The sequence below is a fragment of the Pseudomonas sp. N-137 genome, assembly GCF_034555295.1.
Lineage (GTDB): Bacteria > Pseudomonadota > Gammaproteobacteria > Pseudomonadales > Pseudomonadaceae > Aquipseudomonas > Aquipseudomonas rhizophila.
Genome location: NZ_JAXUDQ010000032.1, coordinates 248,451 through 269,776 on the forward strand (window position 1 = coordinate 248,451; position 21,326 = coordinate 269,776).

Below are 21,326 nucleotides of genomic sequence, written 5' to 3' on the forward strand. Positions count from 1 at the left end.
CCAGCGTTCGCTGGTCCATTTGACTTAGGTAGAGACTTGTCCTGGGCCGTTTGGGGAATCATTTTGTCCCATCGGAGTCGGAACAATGCTCGCCAACTTGGCAAGAGTGGCCTGCAGGTGCGGATTTCAATGCCGATACCTTGCAGATACTTTATCTGGCCGTTGGTTTTTTGATCTGTTTTCGGCGAGGGTTGCTCGTGATTGTTAGTCCCTGTAATGCACCAAAAATGACTGCCAAACGGTTTAGAAACGCTCTGGTAGCGGGCTCGGCCCTGCTGTGCCTGTTTGGCGCGGGCCAACTGTGGGCATTCAGCCTGGATGATGTATCGGCGAAGGCTCAAGAACTGGCCGGGCAAAAATTCGAAGCCCCGCGCAGCAATCTGCCGAACGAATTCCGCGAAATGAAATTCGCTGACTATCAAAAAATCCGTTTCCGCACCGAAAAAGCCGAGTGGGCCGATCAGAAGACGCCGTTCAGGCTGTCCTTCTATCACCAAGGCATGCATTTCGACACGCCGGTGAAGATCAACGAGATCACCGCGACCACCGTCGATGAAATCAAGTATGACCCGACGCGCTTCGATTTCGGTGACGTCAAGTTCGATCCCAAGTCCACGGAGAAACTGGGCTACGCGGGTTTTCGCGTGCTGTACCCGATCAACAAGGCTGACAAGCAAGACGAAATCATGACCATGCTGGGCGCGAGCTACTTCCGCGTCATCGGCAAGGGCCAGGTTTATGGTTTGTCCGCCCGTGGCCTGGCCATCGATACCGCCCTGCCATCGGGTGAAGAATTCCCGCGCTTTCGCGAGTTCTGGATCCAGCGTCCGAAGCCGACCGATAAGCACCTGGTGATCTTCGCCCTGCTGGATTCGCCACGGGCTACCGGTGCCTATCGCATGATCCTGCGTCCGGGCACCGACACCGTCGTCGACGTGAAGTCGCGCGTGTTCCTGCGAGATCGCGTCACCAAGCTGGGCATTGCTCCGTTGACCAGCATGTTCCTGTTCGGCGCCAACCAGCCGTCCAAGATCCTGAACTACCGTCGAGAGCTGCACGACTCCAGCGGCTTGTCGATCCATGCCGGCAACGGCGAGTGGATCTGGCGCCCGTTGAACAACCCGAAACACCTGGCCGTGAGCAATTTCTCGGTAGAAAACCCGCGTGGTTTCGGCCTGCTGCAACGCGGTCGTGACTTCAGCCACTACGAAGACCTCGATGACCGCTACGACAAGCGTCCAAGTGCCTGGATCGAACCGAAAGGCGATTGGGGCAAGGGCTCCGTCGATCTGGTTGAAATTCCGACCGCTGACGAAACCAACGACAACATCGTGGCGTTCTGGAGCCCGGAAAAGCTGCCTGAGCCAGGTCAGCCGCTGGACTTCGCCTATCGCCTGCACTGGACCCTCGACGAAGCCAACCTGCATTCGCCGGACAGCGCCTGGGTCAAGCAGACCCTGCGTTCGACCGGTGACGTGAAGCAGTCCAACCTGATCCGTCAGCCGGACGGCAGCGTGGCTTATCTGGTGGACTTCGAAGGTCCTTCCCTGCAAGCCCTGCCGGAAGACGCCGAAGTGCGTAGTCAGGTGAGCGTCGGCGAAAACGGCGAGATCGTCGAGAATAACGTGCGCTACAACCCTGAAACCAAGGGCTGGCGCCTGACCCTGCGACTGAAGATCAAAGACCCGAAACAGTCCACTGAATTGCGCGCCGCGCTGGTCCGTCCGTTGGTTCCGGTTGAAGCGCCGGCCGCGTCCCATGCGGTGACCACGACCCTTGCCAAGGCTGACAAGGTCGCCAGGCAGCAGAGCGATAAGGAAACCGCGCAAGAAAAAGAGCAGGAAAAAGAAGCCAAGGCCGACAACGCGTCCACTGCCGCTGAGTCGACCCCAACCCCGCAGGAACCGGAACCGACTGAACAAGTCCTGACCGAGACCTGGAGCTATCAGTTGCCAGCCGATGAGTAATACTCCAGTACAGCCAGAGACGCTCAGCGAGTATCTGGCCCATTTGCCCATGACCGATGCGCAGCGTGCCGAGCTGGCGGGCTGCAAGTCTTTCAGCGAGTTGCACGAGCGCCTTTCGTCGTCGACTTTCGATGCACCTACCGAAGCGGCGCAAGCCTCGGTGGGCCGTCGGCTGACCCTGAGCACCGCCGAAGAACTCGAAGACGCCGAAATGCTGGCGCTCGACGCCAGCGGGCGTGTCTGTCTCAAAGCCACGCCGCCGATTCGTCGGACCAAGGTGGTACCGGAGCCGTGGCGCACCAATATCCTGGTGCGCGCCTGGCGTCGCCTGACAGGTCGCACCAACCCGCCGAAGCCACCCAAGGACGAGCGCGTGCTGCCGCACGCACGCTGGCGCACCGTGGGTTCGATCCGTCGCTATATCCTGCTGATCCTGATGCTCGGCCAGACCATCGTCGCCGGCTGGTACATGAAGGGCATCATGCCGTACCAGGGCTGGTCGTTGGTGGACCTGGACGAAGTCCTGCACCAGCCGCTGTTGCAGACCGCTACCCAGGTGCTGCCCTATGCATTGCAGACCAGCATCCTGATTCTGTTCGGGATCCTGTTCTGCTGGGTATCGGCCGGTTTCTGGACGGCGCTGATGGGTTTTCTCGAGTTGCTGACCGGTCACGACAAGTACCGCATCTCCGGTGCCAGTGCCGGCAACGAGCCGATTCCCAAGGACGCCCGCACCGCGCTGGTGATGCCGATCTGCAACGAGGATGTGCCGCGAGTGTTCGCCGGTTTGCGCGCCACGTTCGAGTCGGTTGCGGCCACCGGGGACCTGGATCGTTTCGACTTCTTCGTACTCAGTGACAGTAACGAAACCGATATCTGTGTCGCCGAGCAGCAAGCCTGGCTGGACGTCTGCCGTGAAGCCGGGGGCTTTGGCAAGATTTTCTATCGCCGCCGTCGTCGTCGCGTCAAGCGCAAGAGCGGTAACCTCGACGACTTCTGCCGTCGCTGGGGCAGTGACTACAAGTACATGGTCGTGCTCGACGCCGACAGCGTGATGAGCGGCGAGTGCCTGACCAGCCTGGTGCGCCTGATGGAAGCCACGCCGGATGCTGGCATCATCCAGACCGCGCCACGCGCCTCGGGCATGGACACGCTGTATGCGCGCATGCAGCAATTCGCCACTCGGGTGTACGGTCCGTTGTTCACCGCCGGCCTGCACTTCTGGCAGTTGGGGGAATCCCACTACTGGGGTCACAACGCGATCATCCGCATGAAGCCGTTCATCGAGCACTGCGCCCTGGCGCCGTTGCCTGGTAAAGGGGCGTTCGCCGGGGCCATCCTGTCCCACGACTTCGTTGAAGCAGCGCTGATGCGCCGTGCCGGCTGGGGCGTCTGGATTGCCTATGACTTGCCGGGCAGCTATGAAGAGTTGCCGCCGAACCTGCTGGACGAACTCAAGCGTGACCGTCGCTGGTGCCACGGTAACCTGATGAACTTCCGGCTGTTCCTGGTCAAGGGCATGCACCCGGTGCATCGCGCGGTATTCCTGACCGGCGTGATGTCCTATCTGTCGGCACCGCTGTGGTTCTTCTTCCTGGTGCTATCCACCGCGCTGCTGGCGGTGAACACGCTGATGGAACCGCAATACTTCCTCGAGCCACGCCAGTTGTACCCGTTGTGGCCGCAGTGGCATCCGGAAAAAGCCATCGCGCTGTTCTCCACCACCATCGTGTTGCTGTTCCTGCCCAAGCTGCTGAGCATCATCCTGATCTGGGCCAAGGGCGCGAAAGAGTTTGGTGGCAAGTTCAAGGTAACGATGTCGATGCTGCTGGAGATGTTGTTCTCCATGCTGCTGGCGCCGGTGCGGATGATTTTCCACACCCGCTTCGTGCTCGCCGCCTTCCTGGGTTGGGCCGCTACCTGGAATTCACCCAAGCGTGACGACGACTCCACGCCCTGGAGCGAAGCCGTCAAGCGCCACGGCCCGCAAACCCTGCTGGGCTTCTTCTGGGCCTTGCTGGTGATCTGGCTGAACCCGAGCTTTTTGTGGTGGTTGGTGCCGATCGTCGGTTCGCTGATGCTGTCGATTCCGGTGTCGGTAATCTCCAGCCGAGTGGGCCTTGGCTTGAAGTCCCGCGATGAAAGCCTGTTCCTGATCCCCGAGGAATACGCACCGCCACAGGAACTGCTGTCGACTGACCAGTACACTCATGAAAACCGTTGGCACGCGCTGAACGACGGTTTCATCCGCGCAGTGGTCGATCCGCAACAGAACGCCCTGGCCTTTGCGCTGGCCACCTCGCGTCACGGCCAGGCCGAGCCGATCGAATGGCTGCGGATCGAACGGGTTCGTCATGCCCTCAAGGTGGGCCCGGCGGGCCTGAACAACAGCGAGCGACTGGCGCTGCTGAGCGACCCGGTGGCCCTGTCCCGCCTGCATGAGCAGGTCTGGAGCGAGGGGCATACCGAATGGCTGTCGGCGTGGCGTGCATCGGTCAAGGCCGATCCCCACGCTCCGTTACTGCCGCTTCAGCCCATGAGCGCACAGCCTCAACTGGCCTGATACGCAAAAAGCCCCGCTTCTGAAAGGAAGCGGGGCTTTTTGTTGGGGGCTGTTTGAGTATGTGAATACCGCCCGAATGGACTCTATGCGCAGACCATTACCCTAACCGTAATAGTTCGCCACTTAGCTTGATTGATGCCCGCGCCACAACACTCCTAATGTGACCCCCACGACAGCGAACCCGTGGAGTGGTCATGACAACAACAATATCCCCCGACTCGCGCTGGACGCGGCGGCGTTGCGAAAAGCAGCGGCGTCTCGAGCTGGTGAAGGGGCTTGCCGACGGTGTGGTGTTGCCCACCGACAAGATCGTCGCGGCGCTGGAGGCGTTGATCCTTCCGGGCGATCGCGTGGTGCTGGAAGGCAATAACCAGAAGCAGGCGGATTTCCTGTCACGCTCTCTGGCCAAAGTCGACCCGGCGAAGCTGCACGACCTGCACATGATCATGCCCAGCGTCGGTCGCTCCGAACACCTGGACCTGTTCGAACGCGGCATTGCCCGCAAGCTGGATTTTTCCTTCGCCGGAACCCAGAGCCTGCGCATCAGCCAGTTGCTCGAAGACGGTCTGCTGGAAGTCGGCGCGATCCACACCTACATCGAGCTCTATGCCCGGTTGGTGGTGGACCTGATTCCCAACGTGGTGCTCTCGGCCGGGTTCATGGCCGACCGTGCCGGCAATATCTACACCGGCCCCAGCACCGAAGATACCCCCGCGCTGATCGAGCCGGCGGCCTTCAGCGATGGCATCGTCATCGTCCAGGTCAACCAATTGGTGGACGATGTCAGCGACCTGCCACGGGTTGATATCCCGGCGTCCTGGGTCGATTTCGTGGTGGTGGCCGACAAGCCGTTCTACATCGAACCGTTGTTCACTCGCGACCCGCGCCATATCAAGCCGGTGCATGTGTTGATGGCGATGATGGCCATCCGTGGGATCTACGAAAAACACAACGTCCAGTCCCTCAATCACGGCATCGGGTTCAACACCGCCGCCATCGAGCTGATCCTGCCGACCTACGGCGAGTCCCTCGGCCTGAAGGGCAAGATCTGCCGTAACTGGACCCTCAATCCTCATCCAACCCTGATTCCGGCCATCGAAAGCGGCTGGGTCGAAAGCGTGCATTGCTTTGGCACCGAACTGGGCATGGAAAACTACATCGCCGCGCGGCCGGACGTGTTCTTCACCGGTCATGACGGCTCGCTGCGCTCCAACCGCATGGTCTGCCAACTGGCCGGGCAATACGCGGTGGACCTGTTCATCGGCGCCACTTTGCAGGTGGACGGTGACGGACATTCTTCGACGGTGACCCGTGGCCGACTGGCCGGTTTCGGCGGTGCGCCGAACATGGGCCACGACCCGCGGGGGCGCCGTCACGGCACGCCGGCCTGGCTCGACATGCGCCACGGCGATGGTGAGGCGCCGCTGCTTGAGCGCGGCAAGAAACTGGTGGTGCAGATGGTCGAGACCTTCCAGGAGGGCGGCAAACCCACCTTCGTCGAAACCCTCGACGCGGTGGAGGTGGCGAAAAAAGCCGGCATGCCCCTGGCACCGATCATGATCTACGGCGACGACGTCACCCATTTGCTCACCGAAGAAGGCATCGCCTACCTGTACAAGGCCCGCTCGCTGGAAGAGCGTCAGGCAATGATCGCGGCCGTGGCCGGGGTCACTGCCATCGGTTTGCGCCATAACCCGAAAGACACTGCCCGTATGCGCCGCGAAGGCTTGATTGCCCTGCCTGAAGACCTCGGCATTCGTCGCACCGATGCCACCCGCGAGTTGCTCGCCGCCAAGAGCGTGGCCGATCTGGTGGAGTGGTCCGGTGGTCTCTACAACCCGCCCGCCAAGTTCAGGAGTTGGTAAATGCACGCCTTCAACCTGCAACCGAAAAAATTGTCCTTGGCCGAGCGCTTGGCGGATATGGCCGTGGACGCGCTGATCGACGAAGCCGACCTGTCACCCAAACCGGCCCTGGTGGATCCGCGCGGCAATGGCGCCCACACTGATCTGCACTTGGGGCTGATGCACGCTTCGGCGCTGTCGCTGTGGCCGGCATTCAAGGAAATGGCCGACGCCGCCCTTGAATGCGGCGAGATCGGCCTGCCGTTGCGCGAAGCCCTTGGGCGGATCGGCCGTGAGGGGGAAGCGGCGATGCTCGCTACCACCGATGGTGTGAACACCCACCGCGGCGCGATCTGGGCGTTGGGGTTGTTGGTAGCTGCGGCCGCGCTGGAACCTGAATCCAGCGTCGCCAGCGCCGTCACTTTACGTGCCGCCCGCCTGGCCTTGCTTAACGATCGCTACGCCCCCAAACCTTTCAGCCATGGCGCTCAAGTGGCCCAACGCTACGGCGTGCGCGGTGCCCGGGAAGAAGCGCAACTGGCGTTCCCGGCCGTCACCGGCCTGGGCCTGCCACAACTCAAGCGCAGTCGCGCGGCGGGGGCGGGAGAACAGAACGCCCGGCTCGATGCCTTGTTGGCGATCATGACGACGTTGGCCGACACCTGCGTGCTCTACCGCGCCGGTGAGCCGGGTTTGCAGGCCATGCAGCACGGTGCCAGAGCGGTGCTCGACGCCGGTGGCAGTGCCAGCCTGGGCGGTCGTCGCCAGTTGCATGCGCTGGACCAACAACTGATTGCCATGAACGCCTCGCCCGGCGGCGCTGCTGACTTGCTCGCCGCCTGCCTGTTCCTCGACCGTATCGAGCGCGGCGATGGCCTCTTCCCAGGAGTGTGCTGATGCAAACCTTATCCTTTGAATTTCCCGCCGGGCAGCCGCCACGGGGCCGGGCGCTGGTGGGCTGTGTCGGCTCGGGCGACCTGGAAGTGCTGATCGAGCCGGGCCTGGCGGGCAAGTTGACCATTCAGGTGCAGACCTCGGTCAACGGCAGTGAACAACGCTGGCAACACCTGTTCGCCCGCATGTTCGACGGCCAGATGCCGCCGGCCCTGGCGATCGACATCCACGATTTCGGCGCCACCCCCGGGGTGGTGCGTTTGCGCCTGGAACAGGGCTTCGAGGAGATCGGCCATGACTGACAGCGCCGCGTTGCTCAATAAACACAGCTTCGTCGAGCTGGGTGCCCGGCAACGGGCCAAGGCCTTGCTGGATAACGGTTCGTTCCGTGAACTGCTCGACCCCTTTCAGCGAGTCATGTCGCCGTGGCTGCTGCGCCAGGGCGTGGTGCCGCAAAGCGACGACGGTGTGGTGATCGCCAAGGGCTTGCTGGATGGCCTGCCGGTGGTGATCGCGGCCATCGAAGGCGCGTTCCAGGGCGGCAGCCTTGGCGAAGTCGGCGGGGCGAAGATCGCCGGCGCGCTGGAGCTGGCCGCTGAAGACAACCGCAAGGGCATCCCGACCCGCGCCGTGTTGCTGCTGGAAACCGGCGGCGTGCGTCTGCAAGAGGCCAATCTGGGGCTGGCGGCGATTGCCGAGATTCATTCGGCGATTGTCGACTTGCGCCAGTACCAGCCCGTCATCGGCGTGGTGGCCGGCAGCGTCGGTTGTTTTGGCGGCATGTCCATCGCCGCTGGGCTGTGCAGCTATCTGCTGGTGACCCAGGAAGCGCGACTGGGCCTGAACGGACCGCAAGTGATCGAGCAGGAAGCCGGGATCGACGAGTACGACTCGCGTGATCGGCCGTTCATCTGGAGCCTGACCGGCGGTGAGCAACGCTTCGCCACCGGGTTGGTGGACCGCTATGTGGCTGATGACGTGGCGCAGATCCGCGAGCAAGTCAGCCAGTTGTTGCAGTTGGGTGTACCCGCCGAGCACCGCAGCGGTCAGGCCGAAGTGTTCCTGCAACGTTTGGCCCGACTGGACACTGAAGTGCAAATCGAACCGGCCGCGGTTCGCCAGCTGTATCAGGGAGAACGCCCATGAATTCGTATTCGTTGAGAGGCTTGCGCTGGTTCGCGGCTCTGAGCGACGGCGCCACGCCGTTGGCAGGATTGCCCGCTTCTCTGAAAGTGGCCGACGTCACGCTGGGCGAGCAGAACGTGCGGCTGTTGGCCGTCGTGGCCGATCCCGATAGCCGTTTCCCTCGTGCCCGCAACGGCGAAGTCGGTTTGCTGGAAGGCTGGGGCTTGGCCAAGGCCGTGGATGAGGCTATTGACGCCGACCGTGATGCGTCCAGCAAGCGCGCGCTGATTGCCATCGTCGATGTGCCGAGCCAGGCCTATGGTCGTCGCGAAGAAGCCCTCGGCATTCATCAGGCCCTGGCCGGTGCCGCAGACAGTTATGCCCGAGCGCGGCTGGCCGGGCATCCGGTGATTGGTTTGCTGGTGGGCAAGGCGATGTCCGGGGCGTTCCTGGCCCACGGTTATCAGGCCAACCGGTTGATCGCCTTGCGTGATCCGGGCGTGATGGTCCACGCCATGGGCAAGGCCTCGGCGGCGCGGGTGACCCTGCGTAGTGTCGAAGAGCTTGAGGCCCTGGCCGCCAGCGTGCCGCCGATGGCCTACGACATCGACAGTTTCGCCAGCCTCGGTTTGCTCTGGGAAACCCTGTCGGTGGAGCAGATCGAACAGCCAAACGCGGCGGATCTGGCACGGGTCAGGGATTGTCTGCAACAGGCGATCAACGAAGTGGCAGGTGCGCCTCGGGACCTGAGCAGCCGTCTCGGGGCGACGCATCGTGCGGCTTCCAGCACCGTTCGCCAATTGTTGAGAGCGCAGTGGTGAGCACCTTCCTGGCCCACGACCTGCTATGGGGAATGACTCCACAGGCGTTGCCTGCGGATGCGCCGGCGTGGGTCATTGAGTCCTTGAGCCTTGAGCAGCCGGTGGTGGTGCGGCGAGCGATCACCGCGCCGGGACAAATTGCCGTGGGCGTGCGAGGCGTCTCGCGGGAACAGCGTTACGCCACGTCGATGCCGGTGGCGGCGATCCAGCGCCGGGTGCGCCCGGAGGACCTTTGCCATGTCGCATTGCGCCGTGAATTGCCGGCGTTGCAGGCGCTCGCTCAAGTGCGGCCGATGCTGGATGCCAGCGGCTGGATCTGGGGCGTCAGCGGCAGCGCCGGATTTGAACTGGCCAGTGGCATCGAGGCGCTGCATGCACGCAGCGATCTGGACTTGATCCTGCGCACACCGGATCCGCTGGATCGTATCCAGGCCAGGGATTTGTTGGCACAACTGGACGGTTCGACGTGCGCCGTGGACATGCAACTGCAAACCCCCTTCGGCGCCGTCGCCCTGCGCGAGTGGGCCGGCTCGGCGCGGCGGGTATTGCTCAAGGATAATCTTCAGGCGCGTCTGGTGACCGATCCATGGCAACCGGCGCTGGAGCAAGTGGCGTGAGCAGCCTTTTGGTATTCCCCGGCCAGGGTGCGCAGCGAGCGGGCATGCTCCAGGGCGTGTCGCCGCAACTGCTGGAACTGGCCTGTGAAGTGCTGGGCGAAAACGTACGACAGCTGGACAGCACCGAGGCGTTGCAATCGACCCGAGCCGTACAACTGTGTCTGTTGATCGCGGGTGTCGCGGCGGCCCGGCAATTGTTGGAACAGGCACCTGTGCCGGATTACGTCGCGGGCCTGTCCATCGGCGCGTACCCGGCGGCGGTGGTGGCTGGTGCGCTGGGGTTCGATGATGCATTGCGCCTGGTCAGCCTGCGTGGCGAACTGATGCAGCAGGCGTATCCGCGAGGCTACGGCATGACGGCGATCATCGGCCTTGATCTGGCGACAGTGGAGGCGTTGCTCGCGCAGGTACACAGCGCCATGACGCCGGTTTACCTGGCCAACATCAATGCCGATAACCAGGTGGTCATCGCTGGCAGTGACGAGGCCATGGCCAGCGTTGCCGAGAGAGCACGCCGCCAGGGCGCCGCGAAAGCGTGTCGGCTGGCGGTGAGCGTACCGTCCCACTGCCCGTTGCTGGAGGTCCCGGCCCGGGCACTGGCCCAGGCGTTTGCCGACGTGCCGTTGAAAGCGCCCGCTTTGGGTTATCTGAGCGGCAGTCGTGCCCGGCCCGTGGTGAACACCGACGCCTTGCGTGAGGACCTGGCCTTCAACATGTGCCGCGTGGTGGATTGGCGCGGCACCGTGCAAAGCGCCTACGAGCGAGGCGTGCGGTTACAGATCGAACTGCCACCCGGTGCGGTTTTGACGGGACTGGCGCGTCGGGTGTTCGAGCAGGGCACCGTCATTGCCTTCGACGGTGCGCGCCTGGACACCTTGCAGACGTTGCTCAGAGAGGAGGGACGCCGCCGACCCTAAACCACCGACTCAAGCTGGCGAAGCACAAAAACAACAACTTCGACGATGCACTTTGAGGACTACAACAATGATTATTTACGGTGTGGCGTTTTTGGCCTTTTGTACCCTGGCGGGTATTTTCATCGGTGAGCTGCTGGGCAAACTGATCGGCGTGCCGGCCAACGTCGGCGGTGTCGGCATTGCGATGCTGCTGTTGATCGGCCTGGGCAGTTACCTGAGCAAACGCGGCCTGTTCAAGGGCAAATCCGAAGCCGGCGTGGAATTCTGGAGTGCGATCTACATTCCTATCGTGGTCGCGATGGCGGCCCAGCAAAACGTCTATGGTGCGCTCAAGGGCGGGCCAATGGCGATTCTGGCTGGGACCCTGGCGGTGGTGATTGCCTTTGCGATGGTGCCGGTGCTGGTGCGCATCGGCAACAAAGGGCCTGAAACCGATGTTTCCGCCAAGACAGTCGGGTGATTGCCATGTACGAATCAATGATGAAAGTGATCACCGGTTACGGTCTGCTCAGTGGCTTTGCGATTGTCGGCATCACCATGTGGGTGTCGTACTGGATCAGCGACACGTTCACCAAGGGCCGCCTGCACGGTTCGGCCATCGCGATTCTCCTGGGGTTGGTGCTGTCGTACATCGGCGGTGCGATGACCGGCGGGCAGAAGGGTGTAGTAGACATTCCGCTGCTCTCGGGCATCGGCCTGCTGGGCGGCGCCATGCTGCGTGACTTCGCCATTGTCGCCACGGCGTTCGGCGTGAGTGTCGAGGAACTCAAGCGCGCCGGGTTCGTCGGGGTGCTGGCGTTGTTCGTCGGGGTGGCCACCTCGTTCATCGCCGGTGTCGGAGTGGCGATGGCCTTCGGTTACACCGACGCGGTGAGCCTGACCACCATCGGCGCCGGAGCGGTGACCTACATCGTCGGGCCGGTCACTGGCGCGGCGATCGGTGCCAGTTCCGAGGTGATGGCGCTGTCCATCGCCGCCGGTTTGATCAAGGCGATCCTGGTGATGGTGGCGACGCCGTTCGTGGCACCCTTTATTGGCCTTAACAATCCGCGCAGTGCGGTGATCTTTGGCGGGTTGATGGGCACTTCCAGCGGCGTGGCCGGCGGCCTGGCGGCCACCGATCCGAAACTGGTGCCGTATGGTTGCCTGACGGCGGCGTTCTACACGGCGCTCGGGTGCTTGCTCGGGCCTTCGCTGTTGTATCTGATCATGCGGGGGTTGTTGGGCTAAGGCTTTGAATTTTCGCTGAGCGGGCTGTCCTCATCGCGAGCAGGCTCGCTCCCACATTGGATCGGTGTTCACCATCCTGTGTGGGAGCGAGGCTGCTCGCGATGAAGGCGACTGGGTCTCAAGCCTGGCGATTGGCATACATCCGGCACTCCGCCAGCAACGCCAGCAAATTCGGATCGCGCTCCTTGGCCTTCAGGAATACCACGCCGATGTGCTGCTGCAGCCGATACTTTTCCTGCAACGGGATCAGTTTCACCCGGTTTTCATACACCGCCGCAATCCGTCCCGGCAGCAAGGCATAACCGACCCCGGAGCTGACCATGCTCAGCAGGGTGAAGATGTCGTTGACCTGCATCGCCACCTTCGGCTCGAACCCCGCCTGCTTGAACACTCGATTACCATCCTGATGAGTGGCGAAGCCCTGGGTGAGGGTGATGAAGGTTTCGTTGCACACTTCGGCCAGGTCCACTTCACTGCGTTGGGCGAAGGCTGAATCGGCTGGCGTGGCGAGAAAAATGTCGTCTGAAAACAGCTCGATATGCTCGCAGTCAGGGTCGTTCACGCTGTCGTCCAGGGAGATCAGGATGGCGTCCACCTCCATGTTCTTGAGCTTGTACAGCAGGTCGATGTTCGAGCCCAGGATCAGGTCGATGTTCAGTTCGCTGCGGCGGATTTTCAGGCCCATGATCAACTGCGGCACGGTCTTGACCGTCAGTGAATACAGCGAGCCGAGCTTGAACCGCTCCGCGGAAAACCCGGCGGCTTCACGGGTCAGGCGCACGCTTTCGATCACGTCCTGGATCAGCTTCTGTGTGCGTTCTTCCAGCACGTAAGCGCTTTCCAGGGGGGTGAGGTTGCGGCCCTCGTGCTTGAACAACGGGCAACGCAAGGCGCTTTCCAACGAGTGAATGGCCCGGTGTACGCTGACGTTGCTGGTCTGCAACTCGGCCGCCGCCCGCGCAAGATTGCCGGTGCGCATGAACGCCAGGAACACCTCGAGTTTTTTCAGGGTCAATTCTTCGTCGATCAGCATGGGGTGGACTCTTATTCGTATCGCCCGATTGTGCCCCAATCGGTAGGAGGATGTTGATCTGTGGGAGCAAAGCTTGCTCGCGATGCAGGCGACTAGGCTCCTGAGGCACCGCGTTATCTTCATCGCAGGCAAGCCTTGCTCCCACAGAGAGCTAAACATTGCACTTTGTAGCGCCAAGCCTGAGCCTTGGCGTCTGTTTTGGAATGTGAGGTGGGACTGGATGTATCACGGAGAGCGACTCAACGCCTGGACCCACCTGGTCGGGGCGGTGGCGGCTTTTATCGGGGCGGTGTGGTTGCTGGTAATTGCCGGGATGACGGGCGATGCGTGGAAAATCGTCAGCGTGGCGATCTACGGTTTCACCTTGCTGGTGCTGTACAGCGCTTCGACGGTTTACCACAGTGTGCGCGGGCGCAAGAAAGCAATCATGCAGAAGGTCGATCACTTTTCGATCTATCTGCTGATCGCCGGCAGCTATACGCCGTTCTGCCTGGTCACCCTGCGCGGGCCGTGGGGCTGGACCTTGTTCGGGATTGTCTGGGGGCTGGCGCTGATCGGGATCTTGCAGGAGATCAAGCCGCGCTCTGAAGCACGAATCCTGTCGATCGTGATCTACGCGGTGATGGGCTGGATCGTGCTGGTGGCGGTCAAACCGTTATTGGCCGCCTTGGGCAGCGCCGGCTTTGCCTGGCTGGCTTCGGGTGGTGTGTTGTACACCGTCGGCATTGTCTTTTTCGCGCTGGACCATCGGTTGCGGCACGCCCATGGCATCTGGCATCTGTTCGTGATCGCCGGCAGTTTGCTGCATTTTGTGGCGATCTTGTTCTATGTGCTCTAGCTCATAACCACCGCTGGTCCTGTGGGAGGGAGCAGGCTCGCTCCCACACGGCTTCTTCATTCGACTTTAGAAATCCCCCCACAGCTGCTGTGCCACGGCCAGTGCCACCACCGGTGCGGTTTCAGTGCGCAGCACGCGCGGGCCGAGGCGGGCGGCGTGGTAGCCGGCGGTCTTGGCCTGTTCAACTTCGGCATCCGACAAACCGCCCTCGGGGCCGATCAGGAAGGCCAGGCTCGACGGTCTGGCATGGTTGACCAGCGGCTCGGCCACCGGGTGCAGCACCAGTTTCAGTTCGGCGTCGGTTTGCTTCAGCCAGTCGGCCAGTAGCAGCGGCGGGTGGATCACCGGCACGGTGGAGCGCCCGCACTGCTCGCAAGCGCTGATCGCCACCTGGCGCCAGTGCAACAGGCGTTTGTCGGCGCGTTCGTCCTTGAGGCGCACTTCGCAGCGCTCGCTGAAAATCGGCGTGATCTCGTTGACGCCCAGTTCGGTAGCTTTCTGGATCGCCCAGTCCATGCGCTCGCCCCGGGACAGGCCCTGACCGAGGTGGATGCGCAAGGGCGATTCAACCTGCCCGGCGAATTGTTCGTTCAACTGCACAAGCACGCGTTTTTTGCCGACTTCGGCCAGGGTGCCGCGAAACTCCTGGCCAGAGCCGTCGAACACCTGCACCGCATCGCCCTCGGCCATGCGCAGCACCCGACCGATGTAGTGGGCCTGGGCTTCGGGCAGTTCGTGAGCGCCGAGGCTGAGGGGGGCGTCGATGAAGAAGCGGGACAGTCTCATTTCGAATCTCTGAAAAAGTTAAACCTGTGGCGAGGGGATTTAGCGAAACGTCGCACCGCCCCGCTGGGCTGCGAAGCAACCCCAAATGCTTACAACGCGATTTGCCTGAAGTATCGGAGTGTCCGGTTTTAGGGCTGCTGCGCAGCCCAGCGGGGATAAATCCCCCTCGCCACAACAGTATTCCAACAAGAACACCGGGGTTTTAACCCGGATCACGGAATCCTGGATGAAAATCCTTCGGCACCGCCACGCTGACCTTGTCCCGGGTGGCGATGTCGATGCCCTCGCTGGCCACTTCAGCCAGGAAGTCGATTTGCTCGGGGGTGATGACATACGGCGGCAGGAAATACACCACGCTGCCCAGCGGCCGCAGCAATGCGCCGCGCTCCAGAGCATGCTGGAACACCGTCAGGCCGCGACGTTCCTGCCATGGGTAAGCGGTCTTGCTCGCCTTGTCCTTGACCATCTCGATGGCCAGGACCATGCCGGTCTGGCGCACTTCGGCCACATTCGGGTGATCGGCCAGGTGTGCGGTGGCGCTTGCCATGCGTTGGGCCAGGGCCTTGTTGTTTTCGATGACGTTGTCTTCTTCGAAGATATCCAGCGTCGCCAGGGCCGCCGCGCAGGCCAACGGGTTGCCCGTGTAGCTGTGGGAATGCAGGAAGGCGCGCAGGGTCGGGTAGTCGTCGTAGAACGCGCTGTAGACCTCATCGGTCGTCACGCACGCCGCCAGCGGCAGGTAGCCGCCGGTCAGGGCCTTGGACAAACAAAGGAAGTCCGGGGTGATACCGGCCTGTTCACAGGCGAACATCGTGCCGGTGCGGCCGAAGCCGACGGCGATTTCGTCGTGGATCAGGTGCACGCCATAGCGGTCGCAAGCCTCGCGCAGCAGTTTCAGGTACACCGGGTGATACATGCGCATGCCACCGGCGCCCTGGATCAGCGGCTCGACGATTACGGCGGCCACGGTGTCGTGGTGTTCGGCCAAGGTCTGTTCCATGGCCGCGAACAGATTGCGCGAATGCTCTTCCCAGCTCATGCCTTCGGGGCGGAGGTAGCAATCGGGGCTCGGCACTTTGATCGTGTCCAGCAGCAACGCCTTGTAGGTTTCGGTGAACAGCGGCACGTCGCCCACCGACATCGCGGCGATGGTTTCGCCGTGGTAGCTGTTGCTCAGGGTGACGAAGCGCTTCTTGGCCGGCTGGCCACGATTGATCCAGTAGTGAAAGCTCATCTTCATCGCCACTTCGATGCAGGACGAGCCGTTATCGGCGTAGAAACACCGGGTCAGGCCTTCAGGCGTCATCTTCACCAGGCGCTCGGACAGTTCGATCACCGGCTGGTGACTGAAGCCGGCGAGGATCACATGCTCCAGTTGATCGACCTGGTCCTTGATGCGCTGGTTGATCCGCGGGTTGGCATGGCCGAACACGTTGACCCACCAGGAACTGACGGCATCGAGGTAGCGCTTGCCTTCGAAGTCTTCCAGCCACACGCCTTCACCGCGCTTGATCGGGATCAGCGGCAGCTTTTCGTGGTCTTTCATCTGGGTGCAGGGATGCCATAGCACCGCGAGGTCGCGTTGCATCCACTGGTTATTCAGGCCCATATACAGTCTCCTCGAGGCGGCTCGCGGCGGGCGCGGGCAAAACAATCGGGCAAGCCTATGCAATGGCAGCCCCGGGGACAACCCATTGTGTCATTCCTGCTACCTTGAGTAAGGCGATAGACGCCGCTGGCGGCGCTGGGGTGGCTGACGTATTCTTCGCCGTTCTCTGAGCCGTCTGGCTCGAAAAACTGATCGTTCCTGCGTTTTATTCCGGAGTTCGCTGAATGTCTGCTGGTTGGCTGCGCGCCTGTGCGCTGGTGGTGATAGGGCTGTTCAGCGTGTGTGCGCTGGCCAAGGACAAGCAACCGACGGTGATCGTCATCGGCGGCGGCCTGGCGGGGCTCACGGCGGCCTACGAGCTGCAGAACAAAGGCTGGCAGGTAACCCTGCTGGAAGCCAAGCCAAGCCTGGGCGGTCGTTCGGGCATGGCCACCAGTGAATGGATCGGCAACGAAAAAACTCAGCCGGTACTGAACAAGTACATCTCGACCTTCAAGTTGAGCACCACACCGGCCCCGGAGTTCGTGCGCACCCCCAGCTATTTGATCGACGGCACCTACCTCACCGCCGCTGACCTGGCGACCAAGCAACCGGCCACGGCTGAGGCCCTCAAACGTTACGAAACCACCCTGGACGACCTGGCCCGTTCCATTGAAGACCCACAGAACCCGTCGGCCAACAACACGTTGCACGCACTGGACCAGATCAGTGTCTCCAACTGGCTCGACCGTCTGCAATTGCCGACCACCGCGCGGCAGTTGGTGAACCAGCAGATCCGCACCCGCTATGACGAGCCGTCGCGACTGTCGTTGCTGTATTTTGCCCAGCAAACCCGGGTCTACCGTGGTGTGTCCGACCGTGACCTGCGCGCCGCGCGCCTGCTGGGTGGCAGCCCTGTGTTGGCCCAGGCTTTCGTCAAGCAACTGAAAACCATCAAGACCAGCTCGCCCGTCTCGGCCATCTCCCAGGACAAGGACGGCGTTACCGTCAAGGTTGGCAGCGTCGGCTATCAAGCTGACTACGTAGTGCTGGCGGTGCCGTTGCGAGCCCTGAACAAAATCCAGCTGACCCCGGCCCTGGACGCCCGGCATCAGGGCGCGATCAAGGGCACCAACTACGGCTGGCGCGACCAGATCATGCTCAAGTTCAAGACCCCGGTCTGGGACAGCAAGGCGCGCATGTCGGGTGAGATCTACAGCAACACCGGTCTGGGCATGATGTGGATCGAGCCGGCCATGAAGGGCGGCGCCAATGTGGTCATCAATCTGTCCGGCGACAACGCCCGGGTGATGCAGGCCTTTGGTGACAAGCAGATGGCCGATCAGGTGCTGATTCGCTTGCACGCGTTTTACCCGCAGGCCCGGGGTGCTTTCACCGGTTATGAAATTCGCCGCTACAGCACCGACCCGTCCATGGGCGGCGCGTACCTGGCCTTCGGACCGGGCCAGATCAGCAAGTACTGGCGCCTGTGGGAAATGCCGTTGCAGCGCGTAGCCTTTGCCGGCGAACACACCGACACCTTGTATCCGGGCACTCTGGAGGGCGCGTTGCGTAGCGGTCAGCGGGCAGCCAGCCAGGTTGAAGACCTGGCGGCGGGCAAATCGTTTGAACCGGCCAAGGTCGTGCCGGTGGCAGCGGCAGCAGCTGCCGGTGCGGTGGCGGCAAAGAAGGGTAATTTCTTCTCCAACCTGTTTGGTGGTTCGGATGACGACAAGAAGCCGGAGCCGGTCAAGGCTCCGGAGCCGGTAGCGCCTGCTCCAGTGCCGGCACCCGCCCCAGCGCCCGCACCGGTGGCACCACCCGCGCCAGCCCCGGCGAAAGTTGAGCCCGCCAAGAAAGCAACCACCAAACCAGCGGTGAAAAAACCAGCCGCCAAGACCCCGGCCAAAAAAGCCCCGGCCAAGGCTCCGGTGAAAAAGGCCCCGCCGGCGAAGAAGCCGGCAGTCAAACCGACGACGACTACTGAAACCAAGGCTCAGTAACGATCAGGTGGAAAGAACGCGGCTCAAGGGCCGCGTTTTTTATCCAGCATCAAGCGTGCCGGCGGCGCCACTCAAAGCCCGGCGTCGCTTAATAAGCGCTACGTCCTACACGCCTTGGCGATAAATCGGAAACTTCCCACCCTTTAACTAGAAGCAGGCTATGGCGCTTACCAAACCAAAAGTCTAGGCTCCTCGAAAAACAGGAGCGCGTATGAAAATACTAATGGCAGTGGTTGTATTGGTTTCGATATATGGATGTGTGTATGGCGAATGCCGGGATCCTTTGACAATTCCGATGATTCCAAAAAGAGATCCGCAGTTAGCACACAAATGCTCCATCGATCCATATAAGCCTGAGTGCTCGGTAAATTAATGATTCAAGTTTCAGGCTCGTAAACTGGAGCGACCATGAAACCGATAGAAGCTTTGATGTTCTTTATAATGCTCGCCAGTAGAGGCTTTACTGGCGGTCGTATGACGCTTAAAAAATACGACCCTCAATTGGCGTACAGATGCGATATGGATCCACAGGTCCGAGTACCCCATTAAGTAACATTACCTAAGAGAATTTTTAGAGAGGGGGTAACGAAAATGACCACGTATGAATTGGCACGTCCTCAAACAGGATCCTGACCCGCTTCGGCTTCGACATACGTCCCGGAACGAAGCCAAAGCGGGCCCAGCAGAGGTTGCCTGTTCGCATGTCAAAAATGACCAGGTTTCCATCGTCCTGCATGGTCATACAAGTGTTATACCAAAGTGACTTATCAGTACTGTGGGTGCTTTCGGCGATCCACAATCGCCGTCTGGACGGATCATAAAGAAAGCCGCTGTTGCTGACGACGAATTGTAGAGGTTCACGCATTCTCCTTGGATACAACGTGACGCTGTGAGGTTGTTTATCACCAGCGGTCCAGATAATTGCCTCGCGGTCCTTGATTACCAAGTTTCCATCGGCCTGCAATATCAATCGGAACCGCCCATTACTGGATTTTAGGTATTGCCCCGGGGACATCGTTTGATTAGGGGGTAATTGCGGCGAGCCGTTAGCTTTAAAATGGGTATAACGAACAGCCATTTTGTTCACCTTGTTCAATGAGTTGTGGAGCGCTCATTTGATCAAGGGTGAAAGTGAAAATGGCGATAGATATATATTGAATGGAACAAATAGTTGGACGGCGGTAACGGCTCCGGTGCGGTCCCCTGTGGGAGCGAACCTGCTCGTGATGAGGTCCATACAGGCCCCAAAGGCTGCCTGATTGCCTCGCCATCACCCGCCGTTTCCCCTTTAATCTTTCCTTAACCCACCCCCTCCAGACTGATGATCGTATTTCTCGATATTTCAAAGCAAAATTTTTCGCTTTAAATCGATAGATAACTCGCTAGTCTTGGTCGCAGTTTTCACAGGATATGAGCAATGCAGCTACGCAACTCTTCTTCTCGCTATGGCTGGGTCAGCATCGTTTTGCACTGGGGCATTGCACTGGTGGTGTACGGGCTGTTCGCGCTGGGGCTGTGGATGGTCGGCTTGGATTACTACAGCACCTGGCGTAAAGACGCGCCGGACCTGCACAAGAGCATTGGCTTGGTGCTGCTGGCAGTCATGTTGCTGCGGGTGATCTGGCGGGTTGTCAGTCCGCCACCACCGACCTTGCCAACCTATGGCCGCCTGACCCGCGTCGGCGCCAAGCTTGGCCATAGCGCACTGTATCTCGGGTTGTTCGCCGTGATGATTGCCGGTTACCTGATTTCCACCGCAGACGGTGTCGGGATTCCGGTGTTTGGTCTGTTTGAAGTACCCGCGCTGGTGTCCGGACTGCCCGATCAGGCAGACGTTGCCGGCCAGATTCACTTCTACCTGGCATGGGCGCTGGTAATTTTCTCCGGCCTCCATGCGTTGGCAGCATTGAAACACCACTTTATCGATCGTGACGCGACCCTCAAGCGCATGCTGGGACGCCAAGCCTGATGTTCAACCTCGACTCCAAAGGAATAGAAAGCATGTTGAAAAAAACGCTCGCCGCCCTGGCAATTGGTTCTGCCCTGCTGTCGGCCGGTCAGGCCATGGCTGCCGACTACGTGGTCGACAAGGAAGGCCAACACGCCTTCGTCGACTTCAAGATCAGCCACCTGGGCTATAGCTACATCACCGGTACCTTCAAGGACATCGACGGCAAGTTCAGCTTCGACGCCGCCAAGCCTGAAGACAGCAAGATCGAGTTCAACGTGAACACCGCCAGCGTGTTCACCAACCACGCCGAGCGCGACAAGCACATCGCCAGTGCTGACTTCCTGAACGCGAGCAAATTTGCCAAGGCCACCTTCGTGTCCACCAGCGTCAAATCCACCGGCAAGAACGCTGATGGCAAGGAAACCGCCGACGTGGCTGGTGACCTGACCCTGCTGGGCGTGACCAAGCCTGTCGTGGTCAAAGCCACCTTCCTGGGTGAAGGCAAGGACCCATGGGGCGGCTACCGTGCCGGCTTCGAAGGGACCACCAGCATCAAGCGTTCCGATTTCGGCAAGCAGAAAGACCTGGGCCCAACGTCCGACGTGGTCGAGCTGTACGTTTCGTTTGAAGGTGTCAAAGCGAAATAACATTCGCGCCTGATAAAAAACGCCCCTGATCTTGGATCAGGGGCGTTTTTTATTGCCGTATGGAATCTTGTGAACCGCACATGACCCCTTGTGGGAGCGAGCCTGCTCGCGATAGCGGTGGGTCAGTCAACCTCTGTACTGGCTGAACCGACGCAATCGCGAGCAGGCTCGCTCCCACAGGGTGAAGTCGGCGTCACTCAAAAAAAAGGCCCCTGATCGCGAGATCAGGGGCATTTTTACGGCTTGGAGAAACTCAGCGATTGCGGGTCAGCAGTGCCGGCTTCTCGCCCCGTGGACGGCTTGGCAGTTGATCCAGCTGTTCAGGCGTCGGGAATCGATCGATCTTCGACTCCTTGTGCATGATCTTCGGCTGGTTACCACGAGGGGCTTGCACGGCAGGTTCCTGACGAGGCTGCTCGTCACGTGCCGGGCGGCGAGGGCGGGAGTCTTCGCGGCGGGCCTGGCCGTCACGAGGTGCGCCGTTGCGCGGGCCGCTGCGCTT

General features: G+C 61.1%; 19 protein-coding genes and 1 pseudogene. 15 read left to right on the plus strand and 5 right to left on the minus strand.

Going from position 1 to position 21,326, the window contains the following annotated elements; translation table 11 throughout:
- The first annotated feature begins 227 nt into the window (after window positions 1–227).
- From T3A99_RS27665 to madM, 11 genes are all read left to right on the plus strand, one after another.
- On the plus strand, window positions 228–1,967 hold the full coding sequence (locus T3A99_RS27665; RefSeq protein WP_218277732.1) for a glucan biosynthesis protein G: 1,740 nt from the start codon (window positions 228–230) through the stop codon (window positions 1,965–1,967).
- Window positions 1,960–4,530 (plus strand): glucans biosynthesis glucosyltransferase MdoH, encoded by a 2,571-nt coding sequence (gene mdoH / locus T3A99_RS27670; RefSeq protein ID WP_047226943.1) that lies wholly within the window; start codon window positions 1,960–1,962, stop codon window positions 4,528–4,530. Before T3A99_RS27665 ends, mdoH begins: the two co-directional genes overlap by 8 nt.
- Before the next feature lie 194 nt (window positions 4,531–4,724).
- Complete coding sequence (gene mdcA / locus T3A99_RS27675; protein WP_047226944.1) at window positions 4,725–6,395, plus strand: malonate decarboxylase subunit alpha; 1,671 nt, start codon at window positions 4,725–4,727, stop codon at window positions 6,393–6,395.
- A complete protein-coding gene (locus T3A99_RS27680; RefSeq protein ID WP_322834997.1) occupies window positions 6,396–7,271 on the plus strand; it encodes a triphosphoribosyl-dephospho-CoA synthase in 876 nt (291 codons plus the stop codon).
- Window positions 7,271–7,570, plus strand: a complete 300-nt coding sequence (locus T3A99_RS27685; RefSeq protein ID WP_047226946.1) for a malonate decarboxylase subunit delta — start codon at window positions 7,271–7,273, stop codon at window positions 7,568–7,570. Before T3A99_RS27680 ends, T3A99_RS27685 begins: the two co-directional genes overlap by 1 nt.
- Window positions 7,563–8,414, plus strand: a complete 852-nt coding sequence (locus T3A99_RS27690; protein WP_047226947.1) for a biotin-independent malonate decarboxylase subunit beta — start codon at window positions 7,563–7,565, stop codon at window positions 8,412–8,414. Before T3A99_RS27685 ends, T3A99_RS27690 begins: the two co-directional genes overlap by 8 nt.
- Window positions 8,411–9,214: a biotin-independent malonate decarboxylase subunit gamma gene (mdcE, locus tag T3A99_RS27695; protein WP_107323038.1), complete on the plus strand. Its 804-nt coding sequence runs from the start codon at window positions 8,411–8,413 to the stop codon at window positions 9,212–9,214. The genes T3A99_RS27690 and mdcE overlap by 4 nt, the downstream gene beginning before the upstream one ends.
- Window positions 9,208–9,831: a malonate decarboxylase holo-ACP synthase gene (locus tag T3A99_RS27700; RefSeq protein ID WP_274090672.1), complete on the plus strand. Its 624-nt coding sequence runs from the start codon at window positions 9,208–9,210 to the stop codon at window positions 9,829–9,831. Before mdcE ends, T3A99_RS27700 begins: the two co-directional genes overlap by 7 nt.
- Entirely contained in the window at window positions 9,828–10,748 is a 921-nt protein-coding gene (mdcH, locus tag T3A99_RS27705; protein WP_107323037.1) for a malonate decarboxylase subunit epsilon, read from the plus strand. Before T3A99_RS27700 ends, mdcH begins: the two co-directional genes overlap by 4 nt.
- A 67-nt stretch (window positions 10,749–10,815) precedes the next feature.
- On the plus strand, window positions 10,816–11,208 hold the full coding sequence (gene madL / locus T3A99_RS27710) for a malonate transporter subunit MadL (RefSeq protein WP_047226951.1): 393 nt from the start codon (window positions 10,816–10,818) through the stop codon (window positions 11,206–11,208).
- A 5-nt stretch (window positions 11,209–11,213) separates the two neighbouring features.
- Window positions 11,214–11,978, plus strand: coding sequence for a malonate transporter subunit MadM (gene madM / locus T3A99_RS27715; RefSeq protein WP_076386537.1), 765 nt, complete (start codon window positions 11,214–11,216; stop codon window positions 11,976–11,978).
- 118 nt (window positions 11,979–12,096) lie between these two features.
- Here madM and T3A99_RS27720 read toward each other — a convergent pair whose 3' ends face one another.
- Window positions 12,097–13,011, minus strand: a complete 915-nt coding sequence (locus T3A99_RS27720; protein ID WP_047226952.1) for a LysR substrate-binding domain-containing protein — start codon at window positions 13,009–13,011, stop codon at window positions 12,097–12,099.
- 220 nt (window positions 13,012–13,231) lie between these two features.
- Between T3A99_RS27720 and trhA the strand changes: the two genes are divergently transcribed.
- Window positions 13,232–13,849, plus strand: a complete 618-nt coding sequence (trhA, locus tag T3A99_RS27725; RefSeq protein ID WP_047226953.1) for a PAQR family membrane homeostasis protein TrhA — start codon at window positions 13,232–13,234, stop codon at window positions 13,847–13,849.
- 66 nt (window positions 13,850–13,915) lie between these two features.
- On the opposite strand, the gene T3A99_RS27730 is transcribed toward trhA, so the two are convergent.
- Window positions 13,916–14,635, minus strand: a complete 720-nt coding sequence (locus T3A99_RS27730; protein WP_322834998.1) for a 16S rRNA (uracil(1498)-N(3))-methyltransferase — start codon at window positions 14,633–14,635, stop codon at window positions 13,916–13,918.
- A 202-nt stretch (window positions 14,636–14,837) separates the two neighbouring features.
- Window positions 14,838–16,244 carry an adenosylmethionine--8-amino-7-oxononanoate transaminase gene (locus T3A99_RS27735; protein ID WP_076383370.1) on the minus strand — a complete coding sequence of 469 codons (1,407 nt, stop codon included), beginning with the start codon at window positions 16,242–16,244 and terminating at the stop codon, window positions 14,838–14,840.
- A 224-nt stretch (window positions 16,245–16,468) separates the two neighbouring features.
- On the opposite strand from T3A99_RS27735, the gene T3A99_RS27740 reads away from it, so the two are divergent.
- Entirely contained in the window at window positions 16,469–18,226 is a 1,758-nt protein-coding gene (locus T3A99_RS27740; RefSeq protein ID WP_322834999.1) for a flavin monoamine oxidase family protein, read from the plus strand.
- Window positions 18,227–18,797: 571 nt separating this feature from the next.
- On the opposite strand, the gene T3A99_RS27745 is transcribed toward T3A99_RS27740, so the two are convergent.
- Window positions 18,798–19,304, minus strand: coding sequence for a hypothetical protein (locus T3A99_RS27745; RefSeq protein ID WP_047226957.1), 507 nt, complete (start codon window positions 19,302–19,304; stop codon window positions 18,798–18,800).
- Window positions 19,305–19,643: 339 nt separating this feature from the next.
- Here T3A99_RS27745 and T3A99_RS27750 point away from each other — a divergent pair, with 339 nt between their 5' ends.
- Complete coding sequence (locus T3A99_RS27750) at window positions 19,644–20,195, plus strand: cytochrome b (protein ID WP_274090673.1); 552 nt, start codon at window positions 19,644–19,646, stop codon at window positions 20,193–20,195.
- Between the two features lie 32 nt (window positions 20,196–20,227).
- Window positions 20,228–20,824 carry a YceI family protein gene (locus T3A99_RS27755; protein WP_047226959.1) on the plus strand — a complete coding sequence of 199 codons (597 nt, stop codon included), beginning with the start codon at window positions 20,228–20,230 and terminating at the stop codon, window positions 20,822–20,824.
- Window positions 20,825–21,077: 253 nt separating this feature from the next.
- On the opposite strand, the pseudogene T3A99_RS27760 reads toward T3A99_RS27755, so the two are convergent.
- Window positions 21,078–21,326, minus strand: a pseudogene (locus T3A99_RS27760) (DEAD/DEAH box helicase); the annotation flags it as partial.